We start from the raw sequence: 14312 nt of genomic DNA on the forward strand, positions 1-14312 counted from the left end.
ATAATTAACCATTAACCATTAATTTAAACCATATTCTCAGGTTTTACCCATTCGTCAAATTCTTCCGGAGTAACATATCCCAACCGTACGGCTTCCTCTTTTAGAGTGGTGCCGTTTTTGTGTGCGGTTTGAGCTATTTCTGCCGATTTATAATATCCGATTTTTGTATTCAAAGCAGTAACTAGCATCAGTGAATTGTTTACTAATTCCTCAATGCGTTTGAGGTTGGGCTCAATTCCCTGTGCGCAATGGATGTCAAATGAGTGACAGGCATCTCCCAATAATTCAGCTGATTGAAGGAAGTTGGCCGCCATCATCGGTTTGAAAACGTTTAATTCATATTGTCCTTGCATACCGCCAACAGTAATTGCCATATCATTACCAATTACTTGTGCACAAACCATAGTAAGAGCTTCACATTGTGTGGGGTTTACTTTTCCCGGCATGATGGAAGAGCCCGGTTCATTTTCGGGGATAAGGATTTCACCAATTCCTGAGCGTGGCCCCGAAGCGAGCATGCGGATATCATTAGCTATTTTATTCAGAGAAACGGCCAGTTGCTTGATGGCACCGTGGGTTTCCACAATCGCATCATGAGAAGCCAAAGCTTCAAATTTATTGGGAGCACTTACAAAAGGGTGTCCCGTGAAATGAGCAATATATTCGGCTACTCTTTTATCATAGCCTTTTGGAGTATTCAAGCCAGTACCAACTGCAGTTCCGCCCAAAGCGATTTCAGAAAGGTGTGGTAGCGTATTCTTTAGTGCTTTCAATCCATGATCCAATTGCGCCACATAGCCCGAAATTTCCTGACCCAAAGTTAGGGGAGTGGCATCCATTAAATGTGTACGGCCAATTTTAACCACCGATTGGAATTTAATTGCTTTTTTATGGAGCGTGTCTTTTAATTTTTCGACATTAGGAATGGTATTTTCGACTACCAATTTATAGGCAGCAATATGCATAGCCGTTGGAAAAGTATCATTGGAAGATTGTGATTTATTCACATCGTCATTGGCTTTAATAAATGGCTCGTCTTCTATAATACTTAGTTTTTTTAGTACTTGTGAACGATTGGCAATGACTTCATTGACATTCATATTGCTTTGGGTTCCCGAACCAGTTTGCCAGATCACAAGAGGAAATTCCTCTAAGAGTTGACCCGCCAATATTTCGTCACAAACCAAACCAATATAATCCCGTTTCTCTACATTTAAAACACCCAATTCACAATTGGTATAGGCAGCAGCTTTTTTGAGATAAGCAAAGCCTTCAATAATTGCTTTTGGCATCGATGCAGGTGGACCTATTTTGAAGTTATTTCGAGAACGTTCGGTTTGTGCTCCCCAATATCTATCAGCCGGAACCTGCACTTCGCCCATAGTGTCTTTTTCGATTCTAAAGTCCATTTTTGTTTGTTTTATGTGTTTGAAAAACAATGATTTATTTGTGTTTTGTGTGATAAAGTTAGTTCTTTTTTTATTTATAAGAATCAGTTCTTTCCATAAAAAAATGTATTGATTGCTCAATACATTTTTCACTATCAGTTCGGTTTAAACTATTTTTTTACAAAATCTCCGGCATTAATAATCACTAGTTTCTTAGGATCGAAATACTTAACCAAAACACTGTTTATTTTTTGAACATCCAAGTTTTTTACTTTGGTTTCAAAATCTTCATAGTCTTTAAAAGTCTTGCCCAAATCCATATTTTCTCTTAGTTCACGAACAATGAATTCATCAGTTCCAAGCATTGTTTGTCTGTTTTGCAACCAAGATTTTAATGAACTGTCAAATTCTTCCTTGGTGAAACCTTTGCTGATTGCTTTTTGAATTTCATCATTAAGGGCTGTTGTTAGTTTTTCCTTCATTGTAGGGTTGTAAAAGGCATAAACTCCCCAATTTCCTGTAGGGTCAATGGCATTAACTTGTATATATGAACCGGCTCCATAGCTCAATCCTTCAGTTTCACGTAAGCGTTGCGGAATTCTGGAAGAAAGGAATGATCCTCCACCCAATAATTCATTTGCCATTTCCAAGGCTGGGTAATCCGGATTTTTTTCACCAACGTTTAAATTTATTTTTCCAAATAAAACAGCATTTGCTTTGTCATTTATCTGAATGGTTTTTTCGCTTGATTTTACGTCAAAATATTGTGTCGGAATTCTTTTGTAGGCAACTTTTGAACTCCAGTTATCAAGAGTACTGCTCAAGAATTTTTTGATAACCTCTTTGTCAATTCCTCCAACAAATGACGCTATACTGTTAGATCCGCCATAAAAAGTATTGTAAAAGTTTTTAATGTCATCAATCGTAATCTTGTTCAAGGTTGCTAAACTTTCATCGATTGTTTCCGAGTAGTAAGGATGGGTTTTTGGATACAATGAGATTGTTTTTACCAATTCTTGACTGGCAACCGCCTGTGGCTCGTTTCTTTGTGATTCTAATCCGCTTTTGGTTTCCAATTTCAATTTTTCAAATTCAGCTGGATCAAAAGAAGGGTTTTTTAAAATATCTTGAACCAAGTTTAAAGCATTACTCAAATTAGCTTTATCGGTACTAATTCTCACATATAAACCATCTACAGTTGCTTGTGTGCTAAGGTTAATTTTATATTGGTCAAGTTGATCGTTGATGTCTTTTTTGCTTCTGGTTTTAGTACCTAATTTTAACATACTTGCTGTTAATTCTGCAATCATTGATTTTTGGCTCAATGATTTTTCATCTCCCATTCTTAACAATAGTCGTCCTTCGATTTTATTTCCTTTTGTAGGTTTTTCTAATAGAGCGTATCTTCCTCCGGAGGTTAATTTTCCTTCTTCAGTAGATTTCATAATATTGGCAACACTAGCTTCAAAAGTACCTGTATTGACTTCCATTGCTTTTCCTTTATAACCATTTACAAGAGCTGCAATATCTGGGGTGTCATTTACTTTTGTTCTTTCGCTTGTTTTTTCAGGAATGAAACGCCCCCAGGTTCTGTTACTTTGTAAATAGTATTTTTTGGCAGCATTTTGTATATCGGCAACTGTCAAAGCTTCGATATTGTCTCTGTTTATAAAAAACAAACGCCAATCACCAGCACCGATGAATTCGGTCATAGCTACTGTAAGGTTAAGCGTTTTGTTATACGTGTTTTCAAATTGTTTTAATAGTTCGTTTTTAGCACGTTTTAAGTCTTCTTCTGTAAAAGTCATATTAGGAACATTGTTCATGGTTTCCAAAAAGGCTTTTTGAACGACATTGATATCTTTGTCTTTGGCAACATCACAACCAAAATAGCTGAATCCGGGATCTTTCATTGTCAGTGTATATCCGTAAACATTAGTTGATAATTTATTTTCTACCAATGCTTTATACAAAACTCCCGAAGGATTATTAGTTAAGATCGAAATCAAAGCATCGTTAGCAGCAAATTCTTTGTCAGAGTAGCTTGGAGTATGGTAGGCCATACCAATGTACTGAAGGTCACCATTTCTTTTGAGTTCGACAAAACGCTCACCGTCTTGAACTGGTTCGACCGTATATGTTTTTTCAATTTCAGTTTTTGATTTTGGAATTGGGGCAAAGTATTCTTTAATCCAGGAAAGGGTTTTTTTCTCATCAAATTTTCCTCCTACAATCAATGTGGCATTATTAGGTTGATAGTATTTTTGATAAAAAACTTTAAGACGGCTGGCTGGAACGCGTTCAATATCTTCTTTACTTCCTATGGTTGATTTTCCATAATTATGCCATAAATAAGCTGTAGAAAGGATACGATCATTTAATACTCCTGATGGATCATTTTCCCCCATTTCAAACTCATTTCGGACCACACTGAATTCCGTATTCAAATCGGTTTGAAGGATGGCCGAAGTCACCATTCTATCTGCTTCCATTTCAAGCGCCCATTTTAAATTTTCATCAGTTGCAGGTAAAGCTTCGTAATAATTGGTGCGGTCATAGTAGGTTGTTCCGTTTGCTGTTGCACCTTTATCGGCAATTGTTTTTTTGATGTCTGTAAATTTTGAGGAACGCTTGAACATCATATGTTCCAGTAAGTGAGCCATACCCGATTCTCCATATCCTTCATGACGGGAACCTACGCCATAAACAATATTTACAATTACGTTGGATTGCGCGGCATCTGGGATTAGCAAAATTTTCAGTCCATTTGGCAAGTTATATTCTTTTATTCCTTCAACTGAAGTGACAAAAGTAGGTTCTTGGGCAAATAGATTGATTACTAAAAAGAAAACAAATAACACAGAAAGAAATGGTTTTTTCATAGTATCTTCAAATTTATTGTAAGTTTAATATTGTAAAATTATGGTTTTTTGTTAGAGTAAAATCATTTGTTTTGATAAATTTTACGCAGTATTATTTTTAACTAATTTAAGAAAGGATTTATCTTGGAGATTACTAAGTAACTGTACTTTTTGATTGTCGAAAAATTAATAATATAAGAACGGATTTTTTGTGATTTATAGGAATTTAATCTCTTTTTTTGAGTAAGATCGTGAAAAGTGAATGATTTGCTAGGTTTTGTATTGTTTTATTTTTAAGTTGTTGTTTAATAGTTGTTTATTGTTAATTTGTCAAAATAAAAAAGGTTTTAATGTTTTATAAAACCATAAAATTTTATTAAATTTACTAGCATTAATAATTAAAATACGACAGAATTTAACAGTCGTATTTTAATCAATTTAAAAATTTAATACAAACAACCTACTCTTGTTTCAGTTACTTTTATTGAAGTTTGAACTACAATAAAATCGGTTCTATTAAGGGAAGATTCCTACTTACAGCTTCTCGTTATGGTGTCAAATGGTTGATAAAGCACTAAAAGTCATTTATGGACAGCCTCATTTTTAGTGTTAATAGACTTAAAAGCAGATTTTTTTATTCAATTGAAAAGCATTAAAAAATGCTTTTTAACTAGAATTCTTGTACTCTAATGTCATTCTAACGTTAAAAAACGATAAGAGATGTCAAAATACAATCATATACTTTTCTTTAATCAAATTGATATAACACAAATAGGGAAAGTTGGTGGAAAAAACGCTTCACTTGGAGAAATGTATAACCAACTTACCCCCATGGGGGTTGCCATTCCCAACGGTTTTGCTCTTACAGCAAATGGATACCGTTTATTTATCAAAAAAAATAATTTAGTTAAACAACTTGACGAATTATTATTAAAATTAGACAGAATAAATTACTCTAATCTTTCTGTCATTGGAGAACAAGCAAGAAACTTGATTTTATCGGCAGTAATTCCGGATGAAATTAAAGAAGAGTTAAACAAAGCTTACCAATTCCTTTGTGAACAATGCGGAAAAGACAATCTTGATGTAGCAGTACGTAGTAGTGCAACTGCAGAAGATTTGCCTACAGCAAGTTTTGCGGGGCAGATGCAATCCTTTTTAAATATCAGTGGGACAGAGCAATTGATGGCCGCCATGCACCGTTGTTTTGTTTCTTTATATACAGACAGAGCCATAAAATATAGAATTGATATGGGTTTCGATAAATTCGACATCGCCATTTCGGTCGGAGTTCAACAAATGGTGCGCAGCGATAAAGCGTCTTCCGGTGTAGCGTTTACAATTGACCCTGATTCTGGTTTCGAAAACACAATCATCATTAATGGCTCTTGGGGATTAGGTGAAAATATCGTGCAAGGTAGCATTACTCCGGATGAATGGATGGTTTTAAACCTACTTTAGAAAAACAAAATTTAAACCCCATTTTAAAAAGAAATTGTGGCAGAAAAGAATTTACCATGATTTATTCGGATAATTCCGAAAAGCTAACAGTTGAAAATACGATTGTAAATACTGAAACTTCATTGGATAAACAAAACCAATTTACCCTAAACGATACTGAAGTGATTCAGCTTTCCCAATGGTGTAATAAAATAGAAAAGCATTATAAAAAAGCGATGGATATTGAGTGGGCCAAAGATGGATTTACCAATAAACTCTATATCGTTCAGGCGCGTCCGGAAACGATTCATGGAAAAATAAATAAAAAAGTCCGGGAAGTTTATAAACTAAAAGAAAAAGGAAATCTTTTGGTAAAAGGAATTGCATTAGGAGACAAAATAATTTCCGGTAAAGCGCGAATCCTAAATAGTCCACAAGAGGGGAACCTATTGCTGGACGGCGAAATTATAGTAACCGATTTGACAAATCCTGATTGGGATCCCATAATGAAAAAAGCTGCGGCAATTATTACCAATAAAGGTGGTCGTACAAGCCATGCCGCCATTGTCGCTAGGGAATTGGGAACTGTTGCGGTAGTTGGATGTGGCAATGCCACTTCAATCATAAAAAATGGTCAGGAAATTACAGTTTCCTGTGCCGAAGGAAAAGAGGGGAACATTTATGATGGCTTTTTGAAATGGGAAGTGCGAGAGCAAGATTTTAGTAAACTTGAAATGCCAAAAACGGATCCTATGTTAATATTGGCCGATCCGGAAAGGGCTTTCGAGTTGAGTTACTATCCCAATCAAGGTGTTGGTCTCATGCGAATGGAGTTTGCTATTTCCAATACGATCAAAATTCATCCGCTGGCTTTGTGTGAACCAGAAAAAGTGGTTGATGAAAACGTTAATTCAACTATAAAAGAATTGATCAAAGATTATAATGATCCTAAAAAATATTTTGTGGATGAATTAGCCAAAGCGGTATCTATTGTGGCTGCTGCTTTCTATCCAAAGGATGTCATTGTAAGGATGAGTGATTTCAAAAGTAATGAATACCGAAACCTTATTGGCGGACAATATTTTGAACCCGATGAAGAAAACCCAATGATCGGTTTTCGAGGAGCTTCCCGTTATTACAGTGATTTTTATCGAAAAGGATTTGCTTTAGAATGCGAAGCCATGAAAAAAGTGCGTAATGAAATGGGCCTTACCAATGTGAAATTGATGATTCCTTTCTGCAGAACAGTTGAAGAAGGAAAAATGGTGTTGGCAGAAATGGAAAAAAATGGTTTGGTGCAAGGCGCCAATGATTTAGAGGTGTATGTTATGGTTGAAATTCCGAGTAATGTTTTGATGGCGGAGGAATTTGCAAAACTGTTTGATGGATTTTCTATTGGTTCCAATGATTTAACGCAACTGACTTTAGGTTTGGATCGGGATTCAGCGTTAGTGAGCTATTTGTTTAGCGAAGAAAATCCGGCGGTGAAATATTTGATAAAACAAACTATTCTGGTAGCTAGAAAAATGGATATAAAAGTTGGACTTTGTGGTCAGGCACCTAGTGATATCCCCGCTTTTGCTAAGTTCTTGGTAGAGGAAGGAATCGACAGCATTTCATTTAATCCGGATGCGTTGATTAGGGGAATTGAAAATATTTTGGATGCCGAAAAAATGCCTCTTGATAAATCAAATGTTAGTATAGCCTAATTTGATAGACAGTTTTGAGATGTACTTTTTGAGTTTTAGAGCACCTTCGTGAATCAATACGAGAGAATATATTTTAGGTAAGTTGTATTGGTGTATTTGCTTTTTTAGAAGAAATGAGGAATGAATTCGATAAAATTAAATGAATGCCTTCTGTAAAAATAGATAAACGTCTTTTTTCCTTTGTCGAAGGAACAACCATTCTAGAATTGTTGCAAAACAATGCTATTAAAATTCCTGCGTTATGTCAGGATAGACGAATTTCTCCCTCATCGGTTTGTCGTAGCTGTCTTGTAAAAATAAATGGTGATTCACATTGGCAGCCATCCTGTAGCACCTTGCTTTCCGAGGGTATGGTAATCGAAACGACTTCAAAGGAAATCGAGGATTACAGAAAAGAGATTCTTGGTATGATGGCTAAAAATTACCCGCAAGCAGCTCTAAAAGAATTTCCTGAAAAAGAGTTTCATTATTGGTTGAATCGCTACAGTATAAAAGGAGAATTATCGATTAGAGCCAAAAAAGTAAAGGACGTTTCTCATCCCTATATCCAAGTCGATGCCTCGCAATGTATTAAGTGCGAGCGATGCATCAGAATATGTGAGGAATTGCAAGGGCAGTTTGTATGGCATATGTCAAAGAGAGGAGACCAGGAACAAATTGTCTCTGATTCCAATGGCTTATTTGGACAGAGTTCCTGCGTTAGTTGTGGTGCATGCGCAGACACTTGCCCAACGGGTGCTATCGAAGATAAGAATAGAATTTTGTATGGCATTCAGGAAAAAACGACTCGTTCTGTTTGTGCTTATTGTGGTGTTGGATGCGAGATAAATGTTGAAATCAAAAACGAAAAAATCATAGGGATTCATCCTGTTTTGGAATCTCCCGTTAGTAAGGGACATCTTTGTGTGAAAGGACGATATGCGTGGAATTATAATTATGTTGAAGATCGTATAAAGCATCCCATGATTCGAAAAAATGGAGAATGGGAAAAGGTTTCCTGGGACGAAGCTTTTACATTTTGTTCAGAGAAATTTAAAATGATTTCTACTGAGTTCGGTTCAGACAGTATTGGTATTATTGGTTCAGCCCGAGCGACAAACGAAGAAAATTACCTGATACAAAAATTTGCAAGAGCCGTTATCGGAACAAATAATGTAGAAAATTGCGCAAGGGTTTGCCATCAGCCTACTGCTAAAGCGATGAGTATGATGTTGGGAACCGGCGCCGCAACGAATTCGTATGATGATATTGAGAAAGCCAAAACAATTCTCGTTTCGGGAAGTAATACCACCAAAAGTCATCCTATAGTTGGGGCAAGAATCAAACAGGCCGTGTTGAATGGAACCAATTTGATTGTAATCGATCCTCGAAAAATTGAACTCTCAAAATATGCAAAATACCATTTGCAGTTAAAAGCAGGGACTAATATTCCGCTGTTTAATGCTATGGCAAATGTTATTGTAAATGAAGGATTGTTTGATGAAAAATATATAAAAAACCGGGTGGAAGGTTGGGAGGCCTTCAAAAAATTTATCAGTGCATGGACACCTGAGCGAGCTGTCAAAATATGTCAGGTTCCGGAACAGCTAATTCGGGATGCGGCTCGTTTATTTGCGACAGCGTCTCCATCAATGTGTTTTCACGGACTTGGATTAACGGAGCATACACAAGGAACCGAGTCGGTAATGGCTTTGGTAAATCTGGCGTTGATTACAGGAAATATGGGAAAACCCGGGTCTGGAATTAATCCCTTGCGAGGACAAAATAATGTACAAGGTGCGGCCGTAATGGGTTGCGAACCGGGTTCTTACACGGGACTTGTTTCCGTGACGAAAGAGAGAGAACGGTTCGAAAAACTTTGGAATACCAATTTGCCTGATAAAAAAGGGCTTACGCTTCCTGAAATGATTGATACTGCGGCATTGGGTCATCTCAAGGCGATGTGGATTGTTGGTTTCGATGTGTATTTTACTATGCCCGATGCAAGTCATACCGAAAAAGCGTTCAATAATCTGGATCTACTTATTGTGCAAGATATGTTTATGACCGAAACTGCAAAACGATTTGCCAATGTGTTTCTGCCTATTGCTTCTTCATTTGAAAAGGACGGCACTTTCATGAACTCCGAAAGAAGAATTCAAAGAATCAGAAAAGTGATTCCTGCTCCCGATAATGTAAAAACGGATTGGGAAATTGTATGTGCATTGGCCGAGAAAATGAATAAAAAAGAGTTATTCAACTATACATCAGCCGAAGAAATTTGGAATGAAATAAGACAGGCATGGAAAGCAGTTTACGGAATTACCTATCAGCGAATGGAAAACGACGGTTTGCAATGGCCTTGTCCTGACGAAAATCATCTCGGTACCAAAATTCTTCATGAAAAAAACTTCCCAATTGGGGATAAGGCAAATCTTGCCGAAGTGGATTTTGTTCCTACACTTGAGCAAACCTCAGGATTATATCCTTTTATCCTGGTTACGGGAAGGGAATTGTACCATTTTAATTCAGGGACAATGACTTATAGAACAGCCAATAAAGACATTAATCCTTCCGATTTTCTTCACATTCATCCCGAAGATGCCATTTGCATAAAAATAAAAGAAGGGAATAAGGCTAAAATTTTAAGCAAATATGGAACAGCATTTTTGAAAGTTAAAATTGATGACAGTGTTCGAAAAGGGGAATGCTTTGCGACTTTCAATAATTCAGAAGTGTTTATAAATAAAATAACAGGATCTTTTAGGGATAATTATGTACAAACGCCTGAATATAAGGTAACGGCTGTAAGGATAGAAAAAATAAAGTAGCATTTTCATGGTTTGGTTTCATTTTTAAAAATATTATATGATTTCAGTCAAAAATAATATAGATCATCATCTTTCGGATTATGAAAAAGTCCCGGCTTCTTTTTCATGGAATAAAATAGCATCAGATAGAGAACCTCCAACATTGAAGCCTAATGAGAATATTAGTGAAAGACTAAGGATAGATTCGTTTGATGCTTTACAATTTATTATAGCTCTAAACGAAAAATTGGGAATTGAAATTCCTGAGAAAGATTATGGAAAAACAAATATTTATTAGAGGATTTATTGTCTTAATATTATTCATAGAATAAAATGAAAGGATTGTTTAAACTTGGAAGCGTCGCAGGGATAGGTATTTTTATACATTGGACTTTTGTTTTCCTAATATTGTTTATTGTTTTTGTGAATTATAAACACGGTCAAAATTCAATGCAGGCAGTATGGTCGGTATTGTTTGTTTTGTGCGTTTTTATGACCGTTGTTTTGCATGAATTAGGCCATGCTCTTATTGCAAAAAGCTTTAATATAAAGACTAAAAGTATTACACTTTTGCCTATAGGCGGAATTGCACGGCTGGAGCGGTTACCTGAAAAACCTTCAGAAGAATTTTTCGTTGCCATTGCGGGGCCTCTTGTGAACATTGCATTGGCACTACTAACATATTTTTTTATTTACATTCCTCATGATTCTGAAGAATTGGCTTCTCAATTATCGAGTGGTGTAAACGCCAATAATTTTTTTCTAAATTTCTATATAGTAAATTTTACTTTGGCAATTTTTAATCTGATTCCTGCTTTTCCAATGGATGGCGGAAGGATTTTAAGAGCATTACTTGCTCTTAGACTGGAACGAAGTGCTGCTACTAAAATTGCTGTTCGTTTCGGTCAGTTTATTGCTGTAGTTTTTGTTTTTTTAGGCGTTCTGTATAATCCTTTTTTGATTTTGATAGGTTTGTTTGTTATTTTTTCTGCTCAGATGGAGGCAGAGTCGCTTATTTTCAAAAATTTGCTCAAGGGATATACGGTAAGGAATGTAGTTATGAAAGAGTACAAAACGATAGAAGCCGACGAACATTTAAAAAATGCAATTGCAATTATCTTGCATAGCGAACATAAGAAGTTTTTGATAACGCAAGATAATAGGATTGTGGGAACACTAAACAAAGACCAAATCATAAAGGCCCTTTCAGAAAAGGGAGATGAAGCACTTATTTTTGACGTCATGGATAGGGAATTATCCTATATTGATATAAATACACCCTTAGAAAATATAATAGAAAGAGTCTATGAAAAAAAATCAGCCGTTTTGTTAGTCAAGGAAAAAGATGAACTTGTGGGAATTTTAGATGCTGATAATTTATCGGAATTTGTTTTGATAAATTCAATAAAATCAAAACAGGATTAGTCAAATGAATACGATGAATTGTCATAAAAAAATGGTTGTTTCTAGATGGTAATTATTACTTTTTTTGTAAATTTATAGTATGATTTTTGATGTATAAGAAACTGATTGTTAGTATTTTGTGTTGTTTTTTTTGTTTAGTCTTTATATCTGATTTGAAATGAATTTTTTTACTTCAAAAAATAAAAAAAATGGGGAATGGATTCAAAAGGACATGAAAAATAAAATTCCGAAATTGGAAAAGAAAAGTGTTTTTATTCCAAGACAGAATGAATTGTTTTTTGGTCATTCCGTGAAGAGCTGTTAGTAAGTAACTAACAACGGAGCCGTGAGTCACTGCTCTGTAATTGAATGCTTTTTCAAGCACAGGCTTTAAAAGGTCTCCGCAGAGCTTCGACCTTTTAAACCTGTTTCTTAATTGGGCTGTGGGATATAAAATCCCGCAGCCCATTAATGATTTTTATGTTATGGATTTTGAGCAATACAGTTACACTTTTTCAAAAGAAGCCTTAAAGTCAGGCTACGCTAAACAGGAAATTGATCGTTGTCTAAATTATGCAATGGTTTTATTTTCTCATAATGTTCCGGTTATCTATAATGCATCCCATTTGGCTCAGTTGGTTGGCTACAAAAAAGAATATCTAAAGAAAGCTACACTCTACACGAACAACTTCTATAGAAATTTTGAAATCGTTAAAAAGAACGGTGGTAAAAGGCTTATTTCTGAACCGTTGCCGAGTTTGAAAGAGATTCAGCTTTGGATTCTTAAAAACATATTGTATAAAATTCCCGTTAACCCTGTTGCTAAAGCCTATAAACCCAATGTGAAAATTATTGAAAACCTTAGATTTCATCGAAATCAGCCTAAGGTATTGACATTGGATCTTCAAAATTTTTTTCCTTCTATAAAAATAAATGCAATCCAAAATATCTTTCGGAATTTGGGTTATTCAAAATTTATCTCAAGATTACTGGCAAAATTATGCACCAAAAATGATGAGTTGCCGCAAGGAGCCCCTACAAGTCCTTATCTCTCTAATTTAATTTTTAAAAAGGCTGATGCTTTGATTTTTGATTTTTGCAAACAAAGAAAGATACGATATACCCGATATGCTGATGATTTGTGCTTTTCGGGTAATTTTGACGAGAAAGAACTGTTAGAAAAAGTGATTGATGTTGTAGAAGAAATGGGTTTTAGTATAAACATGGTTAAGACAAAACTTATGTTTCCCAATACAAGACAAACGGTAATAGGTGTTGTAGTCAATGAGAAATCGCAAGTAGTGTTTCATAAACGTAATGCTTTAAGGCAAGCAATCTATTATATCAAAAAATTTGGTCTCAATGAGCATCAGGAATATAAAGGCATAAGACAAAAAAATTATTTGGAGCATTTGTTGGGAAAAATAAATTTTGTGCTTCAGATAAATCCTAAAGACACTGAATTTCTTAATTACAAAGATTTTTTGATTGATTTAAAAAAGAGAAATGAACAGGGAAAACAAGTAATTATTGATTAAAAAAAATGTAAGTACCTTTTTTTGAAAAATTTTTAATGGTGTCTAAAACATATTTCCAGACTATTATTTTCGAAGTTTTTATTCAAAAAATATCTTATAATAACTATTCAGTTCAATCATTATTCTCAAAATAAATGATTAAATTTGAATGTAAAACTGCTTTATTTTTAACTATTTTTTCTCTTTTAGTTATAACCAAAAATTGGAATTTATAACAGATTCAAATTTGATAAACTAAATAAAATGGCATTTATAGATTATTATAAAATATTAGAGATAGACAAAAGTGCTACGGAAGCTGATATCAAAAAAGCATACCGAAAATTGGCACGTAAATACCATCCTGACCTAAATCCCAATGACAAAGATGCTGAGAGGAAATTCAAAGAACTCAATGAGGCCAATGAAGTTTTAAGCAATCCAGAAAACCGGAAAAAGTATGATCAGTACGGTGAAAACTGGGAGCATGGCGAAGAGTATGAAAAAGCCAGAAAACAACAGCAGCACTATCAACATTCGGGAGGACAACAGGGAGGTTTTGAAGGATTCAGTGGATTTTCAGGCGGCGGTGATTATTCGGATTTTTTTGAATCAATGTTTGGGGGAGGTGCTTCAAGAGGCAGAGGACGTACAGCAGCTTTTAAGGGGCAAGATTTTAATGCCGAATTGCATTTGGATTTAAAAGATGTTTATACCACCCACAAACGTACTCTTACCATAAATGGAAGAAATATACGGTTAACGATTCCTGCCGGTGTCGAAAATGGCCAAGTTATTAAAATTGCGGGACAAGGTGGGGAAGGTGCGAATAATGGTCCCAAAGGCGATTTGTACCTGACATTCAATATTGCAAACAACACCAATTTTAAACTCGACAAACACAATTTGTATGCAACGGTTGATATAGATTTATATACAGCTGTTTTGGGAGGAGAAATAACTGCCAATACTTTTGATGGGAAAGTAAAGTTAACCGTTAAACCAGGGACTCAGAATGGCACTAAAGTGAAATTGAAAGGAAAAGGTTTTCCGGTTTATAAAAAAGAAGGTGAATTTGGAGATTTATACATTTCCTATAATATTGTTTTGCCTACCAATCTTAGCCATAAGGAAATAGAGCTATTTTCCGAATTGTCGAAGCTGAGAGAAAAATAAGCCACTATGATTTTAAAATTTAAATGAT

At 35.2% G+C, this 14312-nt stretch carries 9 protein-coding genes; 7 read left to right on the forward strand and 2 right to left on the reverse strand.

Annotated elements, in window-relative coordinates; genetic code table 11:
• Window positions 1–23 precede the first annotated feature (23 nt).
• Window positions 24–1409 (reverse strand): class II fumarate hydratase, encoded by a 1386-nt coding sequence (gene fumC, locus OZP12_RS09060; RefSeq protein WP_281228769.1) that lies wholly within the window; start codon window positions 1407–1409, stop codon window positions 24–26.
• 149 nt (window positions 1410–1558) lie between these two features.
• The gene (locus OZP12_RS09065) at window positions 1559–4270 is read right to left on the reverse strand and encodes a M16 family metallopeptidase (RefSeq protein ID WP_281228770.1); all 2712 of its coding nucleotides are present in this window, start codon (window positions 4268–4270) and stop codon (window positions 1559–1561) included.
• Between the two features lie 699 nt (window positions 4271–4969).
• Between OZP12_RS09065 and OZP12_RS20580 the strand changes: the two genes are divergently transcribed.
• From OZP12_RS20580 to OZP12_RS09095, 7 genes are all read left to right on the forward strand, one after another.
• A complete protein-coding gene (locus OZP12_RS20580) occupies window positions 4970–5710 on the forward strand; it encodes a PEP/pyruvate-binding domain-containing protein (protein ID WP_349293574.1) in 741 nt (246 codons plus the stop codon).
• A complete protein-coding gene (gene ppsA / locus OZP12_RS09070) occupies window positions 5686–7398 on the forward strand; it encodes a phosphoenolpyruvate synthase (protein WP_349293575.1) in 1713 nt (570 codons plus the stop codon). The genes OZP12_RS20580 and ppsA overlap by 25 nt, the downstream gene beginning before the upstream one ends.
• A gap of 143 nt (window positions 7399–7541) precedes the next feature.
• Window positions 7542–10208, forward strand: coding sequence for a formate dehydrogenase subunit alpha (fdhF, locus tag OZP12_RS09075; protein ID WP_281228771.1), 2667 nt, complete (start codon window positions 7542–7544; stop codon window positions 10206–10208).
• A 37-nt stretch (window positions 10209–10245) separates the two neighbouring features.
• The gene (locus OZP12_RS09080; RefSeq protein ID WP_281228772.1) at window positions 10246–10485 is read left to right on the forward strand and encodes an acyl carrier protein; all 240 of its coding nucleotides are present in this window, start codon (window positions 10246–10248) and stop codon (window positions 10483–10485) included.
• Between the two features lie 35 nt (window positions 10486–10520).
• The gene (locus OZP12_RS09085; protein WP_281228773.1) at window positions 10521–11612 is read left to right on the forward strand and encodes a site-2 protease family protein; all 1092 of its coding nucleotides are present in this window, start codon (window positions 10521–10523) and stop codon (window positions 11610–11612) included.
• Window positions 11613–12076: 464 nt separating this feature from the next.
• Window positions 12077–13129, forward strand: coding sequence for a reverse transcriptase domain-containing protein (locus OZP12_RS09090; RefSeq protein ID WP_281228774.1), 1053 nt, complete (start codon window positions 12077–12079; stop codon window positions 13127–13129).
• Between the two features lie 243 nt (window positions 13130–13372).
• Window positions 13373–14284, forward strand: coding sequence for a J domain-containing protein (locus OZP12_RS09095; protein ID WP_281228775.1), 912 nt, complete (start codon window positions 13373–13375; stop codon window positions 14282–14284).
• Window positions 14285–14312 lie beyond the last annotated feature (28 nt).

Origin of the sequence: Flavobacterium aquiphilum (assembly GCF_027111335.1) — a bacterium.
GTDB lineage: Bacteria > Bacteroidota > Bacteroidia > Flavobacteriales > Flavobacteriaceae > Flavobacterium > Flavobacterium aquiphilum.